The 19,860-nt window shown below is 63.9% G+C and carries 15 protein-coding genes; 10 read left to right on the plus strand and 5 right to left on the minus strand.

Annotated elements, in window-relative coordinates:
* Window positions 1-5: 5 nt before the first annotated feature.
* A complete protein-coding gene (locus ACQZF9_RS17430) occupies window positions 6-2,024 on the minus strand; it encodes an AsmA family protein (protein ID WP_428310229.1) in 2,019 nt (672 codons plus the stop codon).
* A gap of 127 nt (window positions 2,025-2,151) precedes the next feature.
* Here ACQZF9_RS17430 and ACQZF9_RS17435 point away from each other — a divergent pair, with 127 nt between their 5' ends.
* From ACQZF9_RS17435 to ACQZF9_RS17465, 7 genes are read left to right on the plus strand one after another with little or no spacing between them, the layout of a single operon-like run.
* The gene (locus ACQZF9_RS17435; protein WP_428310230.1) at window positions 2,152-3,483 is read left to right on the plus strand and encodes a dihydroorotase; all 1,332 of its coding nucleotides are present in this window, start codon (window positions 2,152-2,154) and stop codon (window positions 3,481-3,483) included.
* The gene (locus tag ACQZF9_RS17440) at window positions 3,483-5,141 is read left to right on the plus strand and encodes a site-specific DNA-methyltransferase (RefSeq protein ID WP_428310231.1); all 1,659 of its coding nucleotides are present in this window, start codon (window positions 3,483-3,485) and stop codon (window positions 5,139-5,141) included. Before ACQZF9_RS17435 ends, ACQZF9_RS17440 begins: the two co-directional genes overlap by 1 nt.
* A 3-nt stretch (window positions 5,142-5,144) precedes the next feature.
* Window positions 5,145-8,036: a DEAD/DEAH box helicase family protein gene (locus ACQZF9_RS17445; RefSeq protein WP_428310232.1), complete on the plus strand. Its 2,892-nt coding sequence runs from the start codon at window positions 5,145-5,147 to the stop codon at window positions 8,034-8,036.
* Window positions 8,036-8,368: a DUF6883 domain-containing protein gene (locus ACQZF9_RS17450; protein ID WP_428310233.1), complete on the plus strand. Its 333-nt coding sequence runs from the start codon at window positions 8,036-8,038 to the stop codon at window positions 8,366-8,368. Before ACQZF9_RS17445 ends, ACQZF9_RS17450 begins: the two co-directional genes overlap by 1 nt.
* A gap of 9 nt (window positions 8,369-8,377) precedes the next feature.
* On the plus strand, window positions 8,378-8,971 hold the full coding sequence (locus ACQZF9_RS17455; protein WP_428310234.1) for a DNA-3-methyladenine glycosylase I: 594 nt from the start codon (window positions 8,378-8,380) through the stop codon (window positions 8,969-8,971).
* A complete protein-coding gene (locus tag ACQZF9_RS17460; RefSeq protein WP_428310235.1) occupies window positions 8,968-9,543 on the plus strand; it encodes a hypothetical protein in 576 nt (191 codons plus the stop codon). Before ACQZF9_RS17455 ends, ACQZF9_RS17460 begins: the two co-directional genes overlap by 4 nt.
* On the plus strand, window positions 9,540-10,268 hold the full coding sequence (locus ACQZF9_RS17465; RefSeq protein ID WP_428310236.1) for a M50 family metallopeptidase: 729 nt from the start codon (window positions 9,540-9,542) through the stop codon (window positions 10,266-10,268). Before ACQZF9_RS17460 ends, ACQZF9_RS17465 begins: the two co-directional genes overlap by 4 nt.
* 84 nt (window positions 10,269-10,352) lie before the next feature.
* Here ACQZF9_RS17465 and ACQZF9_RS17470 read toward each other — a convergent pair whose 3' ends face one another.
* The 4 genes from ACQZF9_RS17470 to ACQZF9_RS17485 all read right to left on the minus strand — a co-directional run bounded on the left by ACQZF9_RS17470 (window position 10,353) and on the right by ACQZF9_RS17485 (window position 14,674).
* On the minus strand, window positions 10,353-11,246 hold the full coding sequence (locus ACQZF9_RS17470) for an ABC transporter ATP-binding protein (RefSeq protein WP_428310237.1): 894 nt from the start codon (window positions 11,244-11,246) through the stop codon (window positions 10,353-10,355).
* Window positions 11,243-12,076 carry an ABC transporter permease gene (locus ACQZF9_RS17475; protein ID WP_428310238.1) on the minus strand — a complete coding sequence of 278 codons (834 nt, stop codon included), beginning with the start codon at window positions 12,074-12,076 and terminating at the stop codon, window positions 11,243-11,245. Before ACQZF9_RS17475 ends, ACQZF9_RS17470 begins: the two co-directional genes overlap by 4 nt.
* A gap of 138 nt (window positions 12,077-12,214) precedes the next feature.
* Window positions 12,215-13,330: a putative urea ABC transporter substrate-binding protein gene (locus ACQZF9_RS17480; RefSeq protein ID WP_428310239.1), complete on the minus strand. Its 1,116-nt coding sequence runs from the start codon at window positions 13,328-13,330 to the stop codon at window positions 12,215-12,217.
* Between the two features lie 102 nt (window positions 13,331-13,432).
* Window positions 13,433-14,674 carry a toxic anion resistance protein gene (locus ACQZF9_RS17485; RefSeq protein ID WP_428310240.1) on the minus strand — a complete coding sequence of 414 codons (1,242 nt, stop codon included), beginning with the start codon at window positions 14,672-14,674 and terminating at the stop codon, window positions 13,433-13,435.
* 469 nt (window positions 14,675-15,143) lie between these two features.
* On the opposite strand from ACQZF9_RS17485, the gene ACQZF9_RS17490 reads away from it, so the two are divergent.
* From ACQZF9_RS17490 to ACQZF9_RS17500, 3 genes are read left to right on the plus strand one after another with little or no spacing between them, the layout of a single operon-like run.
* Entirely contained in the window at window positions 15,144-17,066 is a 1,923-nt protein-coding gene (locus ACQZF9_RS17490; RefSeq protein ID WP_428310241.1) for a PrkA family serine protein kinase, read from the plus strand.
* A 32-nt stretch (window positions 17,067-17,098) separates the two neighbouring features.
* Complete coding sequence (locus ACQZF9_RS17495) at window positions 17,099-18,325, plus strand: YeaH/YhbH family protein (protein WP_428310242.1); 1,227 nt, start codon at window positions 17,099-17,101, stop codon at window positions 18,323-18,325.
* Complete coding sequence (locus ACQZF9_RS17500; protein ID WP_428310243.1) at window positions 18,322-19,845, plus strand: SpoVR family protein; 1,524 nt, start codon at window positions 18,322-18,324, stop codon at window positions 19,843-19,845. Before ACQZF9_RS17495 ends, ACQZF9_RS17500 begins: the two co-directional genes overlap by 4 nt.
* The last annotated feature ends 15 nt before the right edge of the window (window positions 19,846-19,860 follow it).

Consider the following 19,860-nt stretch of genomic DNA (forward strand, 5'->3'; position numbering starts at 1 on the left):
CGCGACTACTTCTGCTTTTTCTGCTCTTTGGTCGGCGGTGGCGGTGCGGTTTTCAGCGCCTTCTCGGCAGCCGGATCCTGCAAGCCGTGAATCAGCGCGACGCAGTCGTTGTCTTCGCCCAGGCCGAGCTGGATCGTCGGAATCAGCGCGGCCAGCGGCGTCAGTAGCGTTCCCAGAATCGCCGCGGCGCCGCCGCGCAAGGCCAGCGCGCCCGGATCGGGAAGAATGCTGGGGTTGCGCAGCTTGCCGTTGATGTTGATCGGCGCGCCGAGGCGGCCGACGTTGAGCCGCTTGGGCTCGGTCTTGATCTGGTAGGCGATTTTTTCCTGCTTCAGATCGATAGTGCCGTGACCGATGATGTTGGCCTCGGTGGTGTCGGCGAGCAAGGTGCGCGTGCCGACCTGGCCGTCCCTGAGCTCCATGTCGGCGACCATGCAGCGCAGCTCGGCGCGGCTCGGCAGTCCCAGCGCGGAGACCAGCGAATTACCCAGGTCCAGGCCGGCCAGGTTCACCAGCAGCGCACTGATGTCGCCACCGGTCATGAACAGCTTCAGATCGCCGTTGCCTGCGGCCAGCATGTCGGCCAGCGAGTTGCCGCGCGCGTCGAGCCGGGCGCTGCCGCCGACCACGCCGGTGCCGTGGAAGATCGACACTTTCTGCATGATGTGGCCGAAGTCGAGCTTGCGGAAATCGATGTCGGCGGTGGTGTGGATCAGATCCTTGCGTCCGTCGAGCTCGATGTTGGCGGCAATACTGCCGCTGCCGACACCGAGCTTCAGCGGCTTGACGCTGATGAAGCCGTCTTCCATCACCAGATGGCCTTCGAGGTTATCCACCGGCGCGATGTCGCTTTCGATCTTGTCGACCTTGTACGTCACGTCGAGATCGGCGGCGCGAATGCGCGGCAGCGCGATCGGCGTGTCCGGCAGCAGCTTGCCGGTTGCCGCCTGTTTTTTGCGCTGCGCTTCCTGTTCGGCGCTGTCGTTCGGTGCGTCCTTGTCGCCCGGCGTGGCGCCGATGAAGCCGGCCAGATCGCTCCACACCACCTTGTTCGAGTGCGCGACCATCGTCACCTTGCGGCGCTGATCGCGCGCCGGCAGCACGCTGACGTTGCCGGCGATGTCGCTCTGGCCGTAAGTACCGGTGAAATCCTTGAAGCGGAAGCGGCCGTCGGCGTAGTCGAACCTGCCGCTGACGCGGTAAGGCGGCGACGGCGGCAGCGGCACGCCGGTCAGCGGGAACAGGTCGGCCAGGTTGTTGCCGCGGAAATCCAGCTTCAGATTGGCGCCGCCGAATGTCATCGGCTCGACGAGCGTGCCGACCAGGGTCACCTCGGTATCGCCGTTCTTGACGCGCAGGTCCACCGGATAAGGCTTGGCCGGATCGCGCAGGCTCAGCACCGAGCCGCCGACGAAGCGCGCGGTGATCGGCGCGTTGGCGTAAGTGCCGTCGGCGTCGATGTGGATGTCCGGCTCGCTGCCGTCCTTGCGTTCCTGGGTGTGAATCTTGACGGTGAAATCCGCCTTGTATGTTTTCTCGACGATCCGGATATTGCCGTCGTGGATCGTCAGCCGGCCGATGTCGACAGCCAGCGGATGATCGTCCTGGGGCGACGGGTCCTGGTTCATCAGCGCGTCGAACAGATAGTTCGGCTTGCCCGACGGCCCCGGCCCGAGATCGCCGAGCGGCTTGTCGATCAGGATGTCGTCGAGCACGAGGCGGCCCTTGAACCAGGCCCAGGGATTGATCCTGATCGCCAGCCGGTCGACGCTGCCGAGCTTGCTGCCGGCCGGGAATTCCTCGGGATTGGCCACCTTGAGCCCATCGGCGATCACCCGCGGATGCCAGCCCATGTCGATATCGAAATGCTCCAGCGTGACCGGACGCCCCAGCGTGCCCGAGGCCTGGCGCTCGACCAGCGGCTTGAACCAGTTCCAGTCCCATAGCAGCACCAGCAGCAGGATCAGCAGCGCGATTACCGCCAGCGTGATGCGGACCGGGTGGCGGCGCTGTGGCGTGCTCATCGGCAAATCCTTTCTTTTTATTTGATCTCCATGGTCGCCCCGCTGGCTGACGCTGCGCTGACCCGGCGCTTGGCCTAAAGGCCCGCGCGGGGCAAGATGACAGCCCCCGAACTGTTGCGAGAACGCCGTGCTGATCACCAATGCCCGCATCGTCAACGAAGGCCAGGAATTCCACGGCGACGTGCTGGTGCGCAATGGCCGCATCGAGAAGATCGCGCCGAGCATCACCGGCGTCCAGGGCGTCGTCGTCGACGCCAAGGGCAAGCTGCTGATCCCCGGCATGATCGACGACCAGGTGCACTTCCGCGAACCCGGCCTGACCCACAAGGGTGACCTGGTCACCGAGACCTCGGCCGCCGCCGCCGGCGGCATCACCAGCGTGATGGAGATGCCCAACACCAACCCGACGACGACGACGCGCGAGCGCCTCGCCGAGAAGTACCAGCTGGCGGTGGGCCGCGCGCGCACCAACTACGCGTTCTATTTCGGCGCCGCCAACGACAACGCCGAGGAAATTGCGCGCGTCGAGCCGGGCGAGTCCTGCGCGATCAAGATCTTCATGGGTGCCTCCACCGGCAACATGCTGGTCGACGATCCCAAGGTGCTGGAGCAGATCTTCGCCAACGCGCAGATTCCGGTGGTCACGCACTGCGAAGACACGCCGACGATCAAGCGCAACGAGGAAGAGGCGCGCGCGCGCTGGGGCGATGCGATCCCGACCTACATGCACCCGCGCATCCGCTCGGAAGAAGCCTGCTGGCTGTCGACCAAGCTGTCCACCGACCTGGCCAAGCGCTATGGCACCAGCCTGCACGTGCTGCACCTGACCACCGCGCGCGAGCTGGAGTTCTTCACGCCCGGGCCGGTGCTCGGCAAGCAGATCACCGTCGAAGCCTGTGTGCACCATCTGTTCTTCGACGAGAGCGACTACGCCGCGCTCGGCACGCTGATCAAGTGCAACCCGGCGATCAAGACCGCGGCCGACCGGCGCGCGCTGGTCGCCGCGGTGATGGAAGACCGCATCGACGTGATCGCCACCGACCACGCGCCGCACACCGCCGAAGAAAAGGCCAATCCCTCGTACTTCAAGGCGCCGTCCGGCCTGCCGCTGGTACAGCACGCACTGCCGGCGCTGTTCGAGCTGGTGCGCCGAGGCGAGCTGGATCTGCATACGCTGGTGCGCAAGACCAGCCACGCGGTCGCGCAGCGTTTCGGCGTGGTCGAGCGCGGCTTCATTCGTGAAGGCTACTGGGCGGATCTGACGCTGATCGACACCGACACGCCGACGCGCGTCGACAAGCAGGACCTGTACTACAAGTGCGGCTGGTCGCCGTTCGAAGGCCAGACCTTCCCGATCCGCATCGACACCACCTGGGTCAACGGCGAAGTCGCCTACCAGAACGGCGTCGTCGGCCCCAAGCCGCTGGGCCAGCGGCTGAACTTTGCACTGAAGCGCTGATGCCGACACTCAACTGGATCGGCAAGGACGCCGTCGTTCGCCATCACAAGGACGTTCCCTACCGCCTGCTGGAGCCCGTACCCGAACTGTCCTGCATCGATCCCGCGGCCGAAGCCGGCGAGGACAGCGGCAACCTCATCGTGCAGGGCGACAACCTGCATGCGCTGAAGGCCTTGCTGCCGCGCTACGCCGGGCAGGTGAAGTGCATCTACATCGACCCTCCCTATAACACCGGTAACGAAGGCTGGGCCTACAACGACAACGTCAACAGCCCCGAAATCCGGAAATGGCTAGGCGAAGTCGTCGGCAAGGAAGGGGAGACGCTAGACCGACACGACCGCTGGCTGTGCATGATGTATCCGCGCCTGCTGCTGCTGAAGCAGTTTCTGCGGCAAGACGGCGCGATCTTCATATCGATCGATGACAACGAGGTGGCCGCATTGCGGCTGCTGATGGATGAGATTTTTGGAGCATCCAATTTTGTGGCAACAGCCATTTGGCAGAAGGTCTATTCACCCAAAAACTCTGCGCGCCATTTGTCCGAGGACCACGACTACATCGTTATCTACGCCAAACAAGCAGAGACATGGCGCCCCAATTTAGTGTCAAGAAGCGAAGAACAGGACGGCGCGTACAAGAACCGGGACAACGACGCCCGCGGCCCATGGAAAACTAGCGACCTTTCTGCGCGCAACTACTACAGTCTCGGAACATATCCAATAGTTTGCCCGTCGGGCCGAGTGATTGATGGGCCTCCGAAAGGAATGTATTGGCGCGTTTCGAGAGAACGCTTTGACAAATTGGTCGCCGAAAATCGCATCTGGTGGGGGAAAGATGGCGGTGCAATTCCTCAGTTGAAGCGATTCCTCTCCGAGGTGAAGAAGGGCGTCGTCCCTCAGACGATGTGGTTCTACGATCAGGTTGGCCACACTCAGGAAGCAAAAAAAGAGCTGGTCTCGATTTGTGATTTCGCTTCATCGGGCGACGTTTTTGTTACGCCCAAACCGACACGTCTGATCCAGAGAATTCTAGAAATCGCATCCGGGGAGGACGCCCTAATCCTCGATTCTTTTGCAGGCTCAGGCACCACGGGACATGCCGTTCTTAAGCAAAATGCGAAAGACGCAGGCAATCGCCGATTTATTATGATCGAGATGGACCCGAACATCGCGGAGAACGTTACAGCCCAACGTGTGCGTCGTGTCGCGCAAGGCTATGTCAACGCTAAGGACGACGCGGTCGCCGCCATCAGCGGCGGCTTCCAGTTCTGCCGCCTCTCCGACGAGCCGCTGTTCGCTGCCGACGGCTCGATACGCGAAGACGTGCGCTTTGCCCAGCTGGCAGAGTTCGTCTGGTTTGCCGAAACCGGCAGCGGCCTGAATCCGCTCCCGCCCGCGCTGTCGCGCAAGCGGCCGAAAGCCGCGATGACGCCGCTGATCGGCGTTCATAAGGGCCGCGCGATCTACCTGCTGTATAACGGCATCCTCAAGGACAGATCCGTCGATGGTGGCAACGTTCTGACCGGCCCGGTGCTGGACCTGCTGCCCGCGCACGACGGCCCCAAGGTGATCTACGCCGCCGCCTGCCGGCTCGGCGCGCCGCGGCTGGCACGCGAGAACATCGTGTTCAAGCAAACGCCTTATGAGCTGGAGCTTTAGCGCATGACCAGCTTCGCGCCCAAGACCTATCAGCGCAGCGTGCTCGACAGCGTGGAGCGGTACTTCCGCGCCTGCCACAACTCCAGCCCAGGCGTTGCCTTTACGCTGACCACGGAAGCGCTATGGAGCACGGGCTCGCCGTATCGGCCGATCGACGGCTTCCCGGCGGACATGCCGTATTTTTGCCTGCGTATCCCGACCGGTGGCGGCAAGACCTGGCTCGCAGCGCGCAGCGTGGCGCTGGTGAATACGCATCTGCTGCGCAGCGAACACAGCCTGATCCTGTGGCTGGTTCCGTCCAAGGCGATTCGTGACCAGACACTGAAGGCGCTGCGTGATCGCGAGCATCCTTACCACGCTGCCCTGCGCGAAGCCGGGCCGGTAACGGTGCTTGATTTGGACGAGGCCAAGAGCGTGACCCGCGCGACGCTAGATACGTCGACCACGGTGATCGTCTGCACCCGGCAGGCGTTCCAGGTCGGCGACATCGATCTCCGCAAGGTCTACGAATCCAGCGGCGCGCTGATGCACCACTTCGACGGGCTCAGCGACGTGCAGCGCAGCGAACTGCTGCGTGACGACGCGGGCGTGGCGCCTTATTCGTTCGCCAACCTGCTGCGGCTGCGCCGGCCGTTCGTGGTCGTCGACGAGGCCCACAACAGCCGCAGCGATCTGTCGTTCGAGACGCTGGCGCGCTTTCGGCCCAGCGGCATCCTGGAGCTGACGGCGACGCCGGATACGCAACGCACACCGAGCAATGTGCTGCACAGCGTTTCTGCCGCCGAGCTCAAGGGCGAGCAGATGATCAAGCTGCCGATCCTGCTCGAAACAGAGCCGGACTGGCAGCAGTGCCTGGCCATCGCGCTGGACCGCCGGCAGCGGCTGCAAGCGGCGGCCGAGCTGGAGCGACGCGCCGGTGCTCCGTATCTGCGGCCTCTCGTGCTGATCCAGGCGCAGCCGCGGCGGCACAATCTGGACACGCTGCATGTGGAGTGCGTGCGCGACGAGCTGATTCAAAATCAAGGCGTCACCGCGGACGAAATCGTCATCGCTACTGGTGAGGATCGCGGCCTGGAAGAAGTCGACCGGCTTTATCCGGCCGGCATCGCCGACGAACGCTGCCCGGTGAAGTACGTGATCACCCAGCAGGCGCTGGCCGAAGGCTGGGACTGCCCTTCGGCCTACATTCTGGTGAGCATGGCGGAGCTGCGATCGGCCACCTCGGTGGAGCAGTTGCTGGGCCGCGTGCTGCGTCAGCCGCAGGCCAAGGCACGCGACACCGAGGCATTGAATCAGTCATACGCGTTCGTGGTGTCGCGAGACTTCGGCGATACCGCCAGCAGCCTGCGCGATCGCCTGGTGGAAGGCGCCGGGTTCGAGCGCCGCGAAGTCGGCGACTTCGTCTCGGCCGGCAGGCAGGAGCAGGCGCCGCTGGATCTGGACCCGCAGCGCGGTCGCGTCATCGTCAAGCCTATTACGTTTTCGCTGGCAGAGGCACCGGCACTGCGGGAATTGCCCAAGGCACTACGGGACAAGCTCGATTGGAACAAGAGCCAGAGCACTCTGACCATAAAACAGCCGCTGAGCGACAGCGATACCGCCGCACTGACTGCCTCCGTCAGCAGCGAGACCGCACGCGCCGCCATCGTGCAGGCCTCGGACAGCAGCCGCCGGGCCGTCGAGTTCTTCCGCACGCCGGCCGAAGCCGGCCTGCGTCTGCGAGTCCCGCAGATGGCAGTGCGAGTGCAAGGCGAGTTGCAGCTGTTTGACGATCCCGAAGTACTGGACTATCCCTTCGACCTGGCACCCTACGATGCCGCACCCAGCAGCGGCGATCTTGCGGCTCTGGGCCTTGCCGACCGGGTCGCGTCGGGCGGGCAGATCGATGTCAGCAGCGAGGGCCGCCTGGTGGTCGGCTTCATCGCCGACCTGCAACGCGATCTATCGTTCGCCTACCAGCCCGAGCATTGGGACGAGGTACGCTTGGCCACGTGGTTCTGCCGCAATCTGCCGGAAGCGTCGGTCACTCACGCATCGAAACGCGCCTTCGTATCGCACTGGCTGCGGGCGCTATTGCAGCGTGACGGCTACGACCTGGCACGCGCCAATCGCCAGAAGTTTCTGATCCGCAATCTTCTCGAACGGCGCATCGGCGAACTACGCCTGGCGGCTGCACGGCGCGCGTACCAGCAGTTGCTGTTCGAAGCCGACCCGGCTTTGAGCGCGACGGTCGGCGGCGACTACTGGTTCGAGTTTCATGCACAAGCCTATGCACCGAGCCGCGATTACGACGACCGTTTCGGCGTCTATGCTTTCCGGCGCCATTTCTACGGCCGCATCGGTGATTTCGACAGCCGCGAGGAATTCCAATGCGCCTGCTGGCTCGATCAGCAGGCGGAGCGGGGACGCATCGATTTCTGGGTTCGCAATTTGGTGCGCAAAGAGGCCAGCTCGTTTTATCTGCAAAAAGCAGATGGGCGGTTCTATCCGGACTTCCTTTGCCGATTGCCTAGTGGCGCCCTGCTGGCGGTCGAGTACAAGGGTGCGGACCGCTGGGAAAGCGCGAAGGACGACAGGCTGATTGGCGGCGTATGGGCCGAGTTGAGCGAGGGCCTTTGCCGGTTCGTAATGACGACCGACCGCGACTGGGCCAGCATCGACGCAAAGCTCGGCCCCGCCCTGTCTCCCGCGACGGTTCCTACCGAACACGCACTCGTGCGCCTCGCGCGTTCGCTGCCCGATTATGGACTGCATGCGGATGACCTCGGCACGATCGTCCATATTTACGCTGATGCCGCGGCGTTCGCCGTGGAATTCCCGTTGGAGCGCGGCGGGGCGACGGTGGTCACGCTTAAGCGCAGTGACTTTCGGCTGCCGGGCGAAGGGCTACGCTGATGCCCGGCATCGCACATCTGGTGCCGCTGACGGTCGAGCAGAACAAAATAGTGGACTACCTGCTTAACCTCCATCATCCGCAAGGAGGATCGAAAGCGCGATTCTTCAAGGCGCTCGGTTTCGATCAGCAGACTTGGTCTGTCTTCGCGGACGCGCTCCAGCAGCACGGAATTACGCAGCAAATGCAGAGCGAAGCGCTAAACGATTATGGCCTGAAATACGAAATCGCCTGCTCGATCACCACGCCGGATGGCCGCAATCCCTGCATTATCTCAGTCTGGATTGCGGAGCCGTCCAAGCAACCGCGACTGGTCACCGCCTACCCCGCCTGACGCTCGTGAATGAAAACAGAACTTGAACGATGCCCCTGGTGCTTGGGTTCAGAGGCTTACAAGCACTATCACGACACCGAATGGGGCGTGCCCTGCCGTGACGAGAAAAAGCTGTTCGAGTTCCTGATCCTGGAAGGCGCGCAGGCCGGCCTGTCGTGGAGCACGATCCTGGGCAAGCGCGAAAACTATCGCGAAGCTTTCGACGACTGGGACGTGGCCAGGATCGCGCGTTACAGCGACGCCAGAATCGAAAAGCTGATGACCAATCCCGGCATCGTCCGCAACCGGCTGAAGATCGAATCCACGCGCACCAATGCGAAGGCAATGCTCGCGTTCAACAAGCAAGAAGGCTCGTTCTCCGACTGGCTGTGGGCGCATGTGAACGACCAGCCGCTGTTGAACAGCCCGCGCAAGACCGGCGACGTGCCGGCCAAGACCGCGCTGTCGGACGCGATCAGCAAGGCGCTGCTGAAGCGCGGCTTCAAGTTCGTCGGCTCGACCATCGTCTATGCCTATCTGCAGGCGATGGGCCTGGTCAACGACCACTACGTCGGCTGCCATTGCCATCCCGATTACGCCAAGGCGGGCAAGAAAAACAAATGAGCATCGCCGACAAGGTGCGCGCCTGGCATGTGCCGCTGTCCGAGCGAGAGGCGACTTTGGGCGCGGCGCACGACAGGCTGTCGGAATTCGGCCTGAACCAGGACGACATTCCGTTCCTGATCCAGCTGGTCGAAAACCCCAAGTACGATTTCCCCGGCATCGATCTGTTCTCCGGCGCCACCGATCTGCGCGCCCACGACCAGATCCACATCCTGCTCGGCCGCGGCCTGCTGCCCAAGGACGAGGCCTTCGTGCTCGGCTTCACGATGGGCAGCACCGAGCAGGTCGGGCAGATGGAAGAGCGGCTGTTCTCGTTCTTCACGCAGTACCTGTATCCGCGCGCCTATCGCTTCAGCGACGAAGACATCCGCGTGTTCCGCGACGCGGTGCGCCTGGGTTTCATCTCCGACGTGCAGCGTCTGGACAAGGTCGACTACGAGGCGCTGCGCGGCCTGAGCCTGGCCGAGGCGCGACGCAAAATCGGCCTCGAAGACGATCTGCTGCGCGCCTATTACGCGATCGAAAAGAACCGCTACCCGCACAGCTTCGAAAGCCAGAGGCTGCTGGATTGAAGCCGCGCCCGCGCGCGCGCAAGCCCCACCACAAGACCAGCCCGCTGCAGGCACTGCTCGCGGCGACCGCGCTGACCCTGGCGCTGTACCTGATCCCGCATGCGCAGCTGCTGGCCTGGCCGCTGATCCTGATTTCCACCGTGGTCCACGAGCTCGGCCACGGCCTGAGCGCGCTGCTGCTGGGCGGGCGCTTCGTCGCGCTCTATGTGTGGCCGGATGCCTCCGGACGCGCGCTGTATATCGCCGATTTCGGCCGCATCGGCCATGCGCTGGTCGCGGCCGGCGGCTTGCTCGGGCCGTCGCTGCTGGCATCTGCGCTGTTCGCGGCCGGGCGTCATCCGCAGTCGGCGCGGCGCGCGCTGGGCATCGCCGCGGTGGTGCTGCTGGCGGTCGAGCTGATCTGGGTGCGCAACGTGTTCGGCGCGATCTTCATCGGCCTGCTGATCGTGATGCTCGGCCTGCTGGCGCGGCGCGCCTCGCCGCTGGCCGCGCAGATCGGCGTGGTGTTTCTGGCGGTGCAGCTGGCGCTGTCGGTGTTCTCGCGCAGCGATTACCTGTTCATGCGCAGCGCGGTTACCGCCGCTGGCGTCGGCCCGTCGGATACCGGCCAGATCGCCGCGGCGCTGTATCTGCCGTACTGGTTCTGGGGCGGACTGATCGCGATGGCGTCGTTGATGTTGCTGTGGCACGGGCTGAGAACATTTGCGGCGGCGCTGAAGCGCTAGCGGCTCCTGTAGGAGCGGACCCTGTCCGCGACTCGTACTTCAAGGGCACAGTCGCGGACAGGGTCCGCTCCTAGAGGTTGAGCGTCAGCCGTTCTCTTCGGCCGTCAGCGTCCTGAACGAATGCGGATGCTGCAAGTTGAACTCGGCCACATGCCGACGTGCGCTCGGGTCGAAGCCTTCGCGGCGGATGCGTTCGACCAGCTCGGCGAAAGCCGGATCGCGCTTGACGTCGGTGGCGTTTGCCGCGCGCGGCAACTGGTAGTCGGCAATGATCTTGGCGCCGCGATTGACGGCCGCACCTTCGCCGCGCTGGTCGTGGTAGTACTGCGACAGCACCAGGATGCGCGTGCCCAGATACACCGCCTCCTCCAGATCGTGGGTGACGAAGAACACCGTCATGCGCTCGCGCTCCCACAGCTCGAGCAGGAACAGCTGCATCTGCTCGCGCGTGTCCGGATCGAGCGCGCCGAAAGGCTCGTCCATCAGCAGCACGCGCGGCCGCAGAATCAGCGCCTGCGCGATCGCGACCCGCTGCTGCATGCCGCCGCTGAGCTGGTGCGGATACTTGTCCGCATGCTCGGCCAGGCGCACGCGGCGCAGGTAGTCCAACGCCTCTTCACGCAGCGCCTTGCGCCGCGCCAGCCAGGCCAGCGGACTGCATTGCAGACGCAGCCCGAGCACGACGTTGTCGAGCACGCTCAAATGCGGATAGCTGGAATAGCGCTGGAACACGATGCCGCGGCGCGGATCGGGATGGCCGACGTCGACACCTTCGATGGTGACGCGTCCGGCGTCCGGGAACTCCTCGCCGAGGATCTGCCGCAGCAGGGTCGACTTGCCGCAGCCGCTGGGCCCGACCAGCGTGCACAGCTCGCCCTCGCCGACCGACAGGTCGACGTTGTCGAGCACGCGCTTGGGACCGTAGGACTTGTAAAGGTCCTCGATGTGCAGGAAGCCGGCCCTGCTCGCTGCGCTCATGCGCGCAGCGCCGGGTACCACGGGAAGCGCCAGCGAGTCACGCCGCGCAGCGCCAGGTCCATCGCGAAACCGAGCAGCGTGATCCACAGCACGTAGGGCAGGATCACGTCCATCGCCAGGTAGCGGCGCATCAGGAACACGCGATAGCCGAGGCCGGAGTCGGCGGCGATCGCCTCGGCCGCGATCAGGAACAGCCAGGCCGCACCCAGCGACAATCGCAGCGAGGCGATCAGCCGCGGCCACAGCTGCGGCAGCACGATGCCGTAGGCCAGCCGCAGCGGCGTCGCGCCCAGGGTCAGCGCCTTGGTGATCTGCTCGCGCGGCATCTGCGAAACCTGAGCGGCGATGTCGCGCGTGATCACCGGCACGATGCCGATGAAGATCAGCGCGATCTTGGACAGCTCGTCCACGCCCAGCGAGATGAACAGGATCGGCAGCACCGCCAGCGGCGGCACCATCGACAGGAAGGTCACGAACGGCATGCCGGCCGCGGACAGGCCCGGGAACAGGCCGATGTTCAGCCCCAGCAGCAGGCCGACCAGCGCCGCCAGCCCGAGGCCGATCAGCAGCCGCCGCAGGCTCGCCGCGGTGTCGGCCCACAGCAGGCGCTTGCCGCTGCGCGCATCCACGCCGAACGCCATGCGCTGCGCCGCGTCGAGCATCTGGCCGGCGCTGGGCAAGACCTTGTCGGCCGGATTGTCCTGATGCCGCTGATGCGAGGCGACGCCGTAGGCCAGCATCAGCAGCAGGAACGGAATCAGCGCCAGCAGCCAGGCCAAGCGACGGCCGGGTTTGGCGTGCAGGCCGAACAGGTGGGGGTGGCGTTTCATGGCCTCATTCCTTCTCCCTTCGGGAGAAGGTGCCCCCAAGGGGCGGATGAGGGACTTCCAGACCCGAACTGGCTGCTCCACTGGAAGGCCCTCACCCCTGCCCCTCTCCCGGAGGGAGAGGGGTTCCGATCCCCGACTTCACAGCTTCCCGTCAGCCGCCATCTTCATGTACTTGTCGGTGAAGTGCAGCTTGAGGTTGTCGCTCTTGCCCAGCGAGCTGCCGTCGTTGAAGCCGATGCCGACGACGTCGACACTGGTGGCGCCCTCGCCGAACAGTCCCTTGGAAAACGAGAACTGGCGGACCTTGTCCATGGTCTTGGAGACGTCGGCCGAGGCCGCGAACGTGGCCGCGTCGGCCGGCTTGTAGAACATCGCCGTGGTCTTGAGCTGGCTCTTGAAGTCTTCGACCGAAGCGCCGGAGGCCTTGGCCATGTAGTCGATCGCCGCGTCGGTCTCCGGGCCGCTGCCGGTCATGATGCCCATGACCTCGTACCAGGCGCCGGTCAGCGCCAGCTTGAGGCTGTCGGGCGCGGCGCTCTTGACCACCATCAGGTCCATGATCTCGCCCGGAATCGAGCTGGAGTCGAAGATCAGCTTGGCGCCGGGCGCCTGCTTGGCCTGGGCCAGCGGCGGGTTCCAGGTCACCGCGGCGCCGTTGGCGTCGGAGGTGAACACTGCGGCGATGTCGGCGTCACTGGTGTTGACCAGGGTCACGTCCTTCTCGCTCATGCCGTTCATGTCCAGCGCGCGCGCCAGCAGGTAGTGCGACACGGTCAGCTCGACCAGGTTGATCTTGCGGCCCTTGAGCGCCTTCACCGAATCGGCCTTCTTGACGACGATGCCGTCGTTGCCGTTGCTGAAGTCGCCGACGATGACCGCCTGGCTGTCGACGCCGCCGACCGCCGGGATCGTCAGCGCGTCCATGTTGGTCATCACGCAGGCGTCGAACTTGCCGGCGGTGTACAGGTTGATCGACTCGACGTAGTCATTGACCAGGGTCAGCGAGATGTCGATGCCGTACTTGTCGGCCCATTTCTTCAGGATGCCGGCATGCTCGGCGTAGCCCCAGGGCTCCCAGCCGACGTAGTGCGACCAGGCCACCGCGAACTTGGGCTTCTCGGCCGGCGCGGCGGCGGCGGCCGGAGCGGCCGGTGCGTCGGTGGCCGGTGCTTCCTTCTTGCCGCAGCCGGCGAGGCTGGCCAGCGCCAGCAGCGCGGCGGCCGACAGCCAACGCGTATTGAATCCCTTGAGCATGTTGCATCCCCCTGATCGGTTCTTGTTGGAGCCTGAAGTCCTTGCACGGGGCCTGCCAATCGGCCGGTCCCGGTCCCCCTCGGACTGAAGTCCGGCCTGGCCTCAGCCGGTGATCTCGATGCTGAAATCCTTGGCCGCCTTCTCGGCGTGCTCGAAGCGGCGGATCGTGGTCTCGGACTCGGCGGCCAGGCGGTCCATCTCGCCGATGTTCTGCGCCATCCGCGGCAACGCCTCCTGGCGGTAGCGCGAAATATCGTCGAGCGCCGCGCGCACGTCGGCGAAGGCCTTGCGCAGCACCTCGATCGACAGCTGGGTGCCCGAGGCCTGCTTGTGGATCTCCGCTCCTTGCGTCTTCAGCCGCTCGGCGGTGCCGGCGATCAGGTTCTCGGTGGTGGCGCTGATCGCCTGCACTTTTTCGAGCACGATCTTCTGGTTGGCCAGCGCCAGCGCCAATGTAACAGCGACCTGCAGCGCGCTGACCGTGACATTCAGTGCGCGATTGACGCCGCGAATCAGCTCTTTATTGTTACGGATGACCATTTCCATGGTCAGGAAGCCTTGCTGGTTGACCAGCAATTGCTGCTGCAGATCCTGGATGCGCTGGCGTAGCGGGAACAGCAGCTCCTCGCTGACGAAGCGGTGGCGCGGATCGTCGGAGGCGATGTCGGTGTCCAGCGCGCCCTGCAGCCGCGCATCGATCAGCTGGCCGAGCTGCACCGCGCGCGTCAGCTTGTGGGTCAGCGCGCGCATCGCCTTCTGGTCCTCGGTCAGCGTGACGTTGTCGCGCTTGAGCTGATCCTGGCCGGCGCGCAGCGACTTCATGATCGCGTCGATCGTCGTCGACGCCGACTCGTAGCGCGAGAAGTAGCGCTTCAGCGGCGTACCCAGGCCGGGAATGTAACCGAGCAGCCGTGCCGTAAAACCGGCGTCGAGATTCAGACGCGCCGGATCCAGGTCCTCGACCTGCATCTTCAGGTCGATCAGCGAGCTGGCCACCGCGCCACCCTCCTCGCCGCTCTTGATCAGCTGGGTCAGCGGCTGCTTCAGCATCGCGCTGCGCCGCGCCGCGTCCTTCTGCAGATCGATGCCCATGGACTCGATCGCGGCCTTGGTCTGCTCCTGCGCGTCCTGGTCGTTGAGATCCAGCTTGAGGATGCGCGCGGCGACGTCGTCGGCCTGCTGCACCAGCGCCGGATCGGCATCGGCGGCCGGAGCCGACAGCCCTGCGGGATCGGCCAGCTGCAACTCCTCGCGCAGCTGAGCCGGCTCGGCGAGATTGAGCGGCGCGGACGCGGCCGACGCGCTGGTGGAAGTCTTGCCGACACTGCTGGTGATACTGGTCATTGCGGTGCGCCCTTGAGCTGCGCCGATGGATGGACGGGATGCATCTTTACCACGACCGTCCGGCAGCTCCAGAGTGTAGACCATGAGGGTGGCATTCCCGCAACGGCATGCTTCCTGCGAAAGTGAGTTCGTGCTGATACAGCCAACCAAGCAGAGTTCGCCCCGGCAACCAAGCCGGCGCCCGGCATTGCTTACCCTGCTTTCGGCCCGCGACGTTGCATCAGCCGCCGTCTTACGCACTCCAGGCATCGCTCTTTACGATTCGCAGCCAAGCTCTCGGCCAGGCGCAGGCAATTCGCGCCGTTCGTTGGGGAATTTCTACCGCAGGCGCGGTCCAAGCAAGCGCGAGCGCAGCGTTTGCATCCAATTCATGCGTACGCCGAAGCAAGCTTGTGTAAAGCTGCTGTGGCGGTAGTGTTAGGTGGTCTTCCGATCAATGCATTGATGTCGGCAACGTGGAGGAATGGTCATGGGTTTGCTGAACCGTTTTCGTGAGCAGTATCTGAAGGGCCGCGACGAGGAAATGTCGCTCGAAGAGTACCTGGCCCTTTGCAAGAACGACCCGCTGGCCTATGCGACACCCGCAGAACGCATGCTCGCCGCCATCGGCGAACCCGAGGTCATCGACACGCGCAACGATCAGCGCCTGTCGCGCCTGTTCTCCAATCGCGTGATCCGCCGCTACCCGGCGTTCCGCGAATTCTTCGGCATGGAAGAGGTGATCGCGCAGGTCGTCGCCTTCTTCAAGCACGCCGCGCAGGGCCTGGAAGAGCGCAAACAGGTGCTGTACCTGCTCGGCCCGGTCGGCGGCGGCAAGTCGTCCATCGCCGAACGTCTGAAAGTCTTGATGGAGGCCTATCCGATCTATGCGATCAAGGGCTCGCCGATCAACGAGTCGCCGCTGGGCCTGTTCTCGCCGGAGCGTGACGGCGCCACGCTGGAGGCCGAGTACGGCATCCCCCGCAGAGTCCTGAGTGGCATCGCCTCGCCGTGGGCGCTGAAGCGCCTTGAGGAATACGAAGGCGACGTCTCGCAGTTCCGCGTGGTACGCCTGCAGCCTTCGGTGCTCAAGCAGATCGCGATCGCCAAGACCGAGCCCGGCGACGAGAACAACCAGGACATCAGCGCGCTGGTCGGCAAAGTCGACATCCGCAAGCTGGAGGCCTTCAGCCAGGACGATCCGGACGCGTACAGCTACTCCGGCGGCCTGTGCCAAGCCAACCAGGGCCTGCTCGAATTCGTCGAGATGTTCAAGGCGCCGATCAAGATGCTGCATCCGCTGCTGACGGCGACCCAGGAAGGCAACTTCAAGGGCACCGAGGGCTTCAGCGCGATCCCGTTCAACGGCATCATCCTGGCGCACAGCAACGAAAGCGAGTGGACCACGTTCCGCAACAACAAGCACAACGAAGCCTTCCTCGACCGCGTCTATATCGTCAAGGTGCCGTACTGCCTGCAGGTGTCGGAAGAGGTACAGATCTACCGCAAGCTGCTGAAGAACAGCTCGTTGTCGGCGGCGCCCTGCGCGCCCGGCATGCTCGACATGATGGCGCAGTTTTCGGTGCTGACGCGGCTGAAGGAGCCGGAGAATTCCAGCATCTTCTCGAAGATGCGCGTCTACGACGGCGAGAGCCTGAAGGACACCGATCCGGCGGCGAAGAGTTACCAGGAATACCGCGACTACGCCGGCATCGACGAGGGCATGACCGGCATGTCCACGCGCTTTGCCTACAAGGTGCTGAGCGCGGTATTCAACTATGACCAGACCGAGGTCGCGGCCAATCCGGTGCACCTGATGTACGTTTTGGAGCAGCGCATCCTGCGCGAGCAGCTGCCGGACGAAACCCAGCGGCGCTATCTGGAGTTCATCAAGGGCTATCTGGCGACGCGCTACGCCGAGTTCATCGGCAAGGAAATCCAGACGGCTTATCTGGAATCGTATTCGGAATACGGTCAGAACATTTTCGACCGCTACGTGACCTTCGCCGATTACTGGATCCAGAACGAGGATTATCGCGATCCGGAAACCGGCGAGAGCTTCGACCGTGCCTCGCTGAATACCGAGCTGGAGAAGATCGAAAAGCCGGCCGGCATCGCCAACCCGAAGGACTTCCGCAACGAGATCGTCAACTTCGTATTGCGCGCGCGCAGCCAGCACGGCGGCAAGAACCCGAAGTGGACCAGCTACGAAAAACTGCGTGAAGTCATCGAGAAGAAGATGTTCTCGTCGACCGAGGAGCTGCTGCCGGTGATCTCCTTCAACGCCAAGGCTTCGGCCGAGGACAAGAAGAAGCACGAAAGCTTCGTCACGCGCATGGTCACCAAGGGCTACACCGAGAAGCAGGTGCGGCTGCTGTCCGAGTGGTATCTGAGAGTTCGCAAGTCAGCGTAGTCGGTTCGTCTGGCGTCACCGGAGAAGTCTCGATGTCGATCGTGATCGATCGCCGCTTGAATGATCGCAACAAGAGCGCCGTCAACCGCGAGCGTTTCCTGCGGCGTTACAAGGAGCAGATCCGCAAGTCGGTCAGCGACCTGATTTCCAAGCGCTCGATCACCGACATGGATCGCGGCGGCAGCGTCAATATCCCGACCAAGGATATCGGCGAGCCGACCTTTCACCACGGCCAGGGCGGCGACCGCGAGATGGTGCTGCCAGGCAACCGCAAGTTCAATCGCGGCGACAAGATCCAGCGCCCGGATGGCGGTGGTGGTGGCGGCGGCTCGGGTGAGGGCGAGGGCGAGGGCGAGTCCACCAGCGACGAGTTCGCCTTCACGCTGTCGCGCGAAGAATTCATGAATCTGTTCTTCGACGATCTGGAGCTGCCGCACCTGATCCGCAACGCGGTCGGCGACGTGCGCGAATACAAGATGCAGCGCGCCGGCTATACGCCCAGCGGCGTGCCGGCGAACCTGTCGGTGACGCGCTCGCTGCGCCAGGCCATGGCGCGGCGCATCGCTCTGGGCGCGCCATTGCGGAGGCAGATCAGCGAACTCGAGGCGGCCGAAGTGCCGGCGGACGAGGAAATAGCCGAACTGCAGAAACGCCTCGACCGCATTCCCTTCCTCGACGAATTCGATCTGCGCTTTCGCCACCGGGTGAAAGTGCCGCAGCCGATTTCGCGCGCGGTAATGTTCTGCCTGATGGACGTGTCCGCGTCGATGACCGAGGGCAAGAAAGACCTGGCGAAGCGTTTCTTCACCCTGTTGTATCTGTTCCTGTCGCGCAAGTACCAGCGCGTCGAGCTGGTGTTCATCCGTCACACCGACAACGCGCAGGAAGTCGACGAGCACGGCTTCTTTCACGACCAGCAGAGCGGTGGCACCGTGGTGCTGTCGGCGCTCAAGCTGATGCAGGAAATCGCGGTGGCGCGCTACCCCTCGGACGCCTGGAACATCTACGGCGCCCAGGTTTCCGACGGCGACGCTTTCGGCGCCGACCCGGAAAAGAGCCGCGCCTTCCTCAACGAGCAGGTGCTGCCGCTGTCGCGGTACTTTGCCTACATCGAGGTGCCGGACGACCCGATGCGCACCAGCCCGCTGTCCTACGCCTACCAGCGTATCGAGAGCGACAAGTTCGCGATGTCCAGCGTCACCAGCAAGGGCGAGGTCTATCCGGTGTTGCGCGAGCTCTTCAAAAGAGAGGCCGCGTGAACGCACTAGAGAATAGCGGCAGCAAGCTGATTTCCACCGGCGCGGAATGGGATTTCGAGCTGCTGGAAACCTACGATCGCGCGATCGCCGATATCGCGATCAACGAGTACAAGCTCGACATCTATCCGAACCAGATCGAGGTGATCGCCTCCGAACAGATGCTCGATGCCTATGCCTCGGTCGGCCTGCCGATCGGTTATCCGCACTGGAGTTACGGCAAGGAATTCATCCGCAACGAGCAGATGTATCGCAAGGGCCAGCGCGGCCTCGCCTACGAAATCGTCATCAACAGCAATCCCTGCATCTCCTACCTGATGGAGGAGAACAGCCTGCCGATGCAGGCTCTGGTGATCGCGCATGCCTGCTACGGACACAACTCTTTCTTCAAGGGCAATTACCTTTTCAAGCAGTGGACCAACGCCGACGCGATCATCGATTACATGGTGTTTTCGCGTAACTATGTGATGAAGTGCGAGGAGCGATACGGCCATGAGGCCGTGGAAGCCACGCTCGACTCCTGCCACGCGCTGATGAGCCATGGCGTCGATCGTTATCGCCAGCCGACGCCGCTGTCCGCCGACGAGGAGCGCCTGCGTCAGCGCGAACGCGAGGACTACGCCTGGACCCAGTACGACGACATCTGGCGCACCTTGCCGAGCAAGAATGCCGGCAAGAACGGCAAGGCCGGCGCCGAGCCCAACTACCCGCCCGAGCCGCAGGAAAACCTGCTGTACTTCATCGAAAAGCACGCGCCCAAGCTCGAACCCTGGCAGCGCGAAATCGTGCGCATCGTGCGCAAGATGGCGCAGTATTTTTATCCGCAGGGCATGACCAAGGTCATGAACGAAGGCTGGGCCACGTTCTGGCACTACACCTTGCTGAACCGTCTGTTCGACAAGGGTCTGGTCGACGATGGCTTCATGCTCGAAGTACTGTCGTCGCACACCAACGTGATCGCGCAGCGCGGCTTCGACCAGCGTGGCTACGGCGGCATCAACCCGTATGCACTGGGCTTCGCGATGATGAGCGACATCCGCCGCATCTGCGAAAACCCGACGGCCGAGGATCGCGACTGGTTCCCGGACATCGCCGGCGGCGACTGGCTAAAGGTCATGGATTTCGCGATGCGCAATTACAAGGACGAGTCCTTCATCGGCCAGTTCCTGTCACCGCGGCTGATCCGCGACTTCCACCTGTTCGCGATCGCCGATCACGAGGAAGAAGAACATCTGTCGGTGGATTCGATCCACAACGAGCAGGGCTATCGTCGCGTGCGCCAGCTGCTGAGCCAGCAATACAACCGCGACGGCCAAGTGCCCGACATCCAGGTGACGCGCTACGACCACCGCGGCGACCGCTCGCTGACCTTGGCGCACCGCCAGCATCGCGGCCGTCCTCTGGACGAAAACAGCTCCAATGAGGTGCTCAAGCATCTGTCGCGGCTATGGGGCTTCAACGTGCGGCTGCAGACCCTGGACGACGACGGCAAGGTGATCGAGCAGCGCGAGACCCGGGCCTGATCGGCATAGGTCGGC

Origin of the sequence: Hydrocarboniphaga sp. (genome assembly GCF_965279055.1) — a bacterium.
Lineage (GTDB): Bacteria > Pseudomonadota > Gammaproteobacteria > Nevskiales > Nevskiaceae > Hydrocarboniphaga.

Bases quoted from the DNA above. Each gene is read 5' to 3' on its own strand.
- ACQZF9_RS17445 (WP_428310232.1), top strand. From the start codon at position 5,145: ATGACCAGCTTCGCGCCCAAGACCTATCAGCGCAGCGTGCTCGACAGC.
- ACQZF9_RS17495 (WP_428310242.1), top strand. From the start codon at position 17,099: ATGTCGATCGTGATCGATCGCCGCTTGAATGATCGCAACAAGAGCGCC.
- ACQZF9_RS17480 (WP_428310239.1), bottom strand. From the start codon at position 13,330: ATGCTCAAGGGATTCAATACGCGTTGGCTGTCGGCCGCCGCGCTGCTG.
- ACQZF9_RS17490 (WP_428310241.1), top strand. From the start codon at position 15,144: ATGGGTTTGCTGAACCGTTTTCGTGAGCAGTATCTGAAGGGCCGCGAC.
- ACQZF9_RS17450 (WP_428310233.1), top strand. From the start codon at position 8,036: ATGCCCGGCATCGCACATCTGGTGCCGCTGACGGTCGAGCAGAACAAA.
- ACQZF9_RS17430 (WP_428310229.1), bottom strand. From the start codon at position 2,024: ATGAGCACGCCACAGCGCCGCCACCCGGTCCGCATCACGCTGGCGGTA.
- ACQZF9_RS17470 (WP_428310237.1), bottom strand. From the start codon at position 11,246: ATGAGCGCAGCGAGCAGGGCCGGCTTCCTGCACATCGAGGACCTTTAC.
- ACQZF9_RS17440 (WP_428310231.1), top strand. From the start codon at position 3,483: ATGCCGACACTCAACTGGATCGGCAAGGACGCCGTCGTTCGCCATCAC.
- ACQZF9_RS17475 (WP_428310238.1), bottom strand. From the start codon at position 12,076: ATGAAACGCCACCCCCACCTGTTCGGCCTGCACGCCAAACCCGGCCGT.
- ACQZF9_RS17460 (WP_428310235.1), top strand. From the start codon at position 8,968: ATGAGCATCGCCGACAAGGTGCGCGCCTGGCATGTGCCGCTGTCCGAG.
- ACQZF9_RS17485 (WP_428310240.1), bottom strand. From the start codon at position 14,674: ATGACCAGTATCACCAGCAGTGTCGGCAAGACTTCCACCAGCGCGTCG.
- ACQZF9_RS17455 (WP_428310234.1), top strand. From the start codon at position 8,378: ATGAAAACAGAACTTGAACGATGCCCCTGGTGCTTGGGTTCAGAGGCT.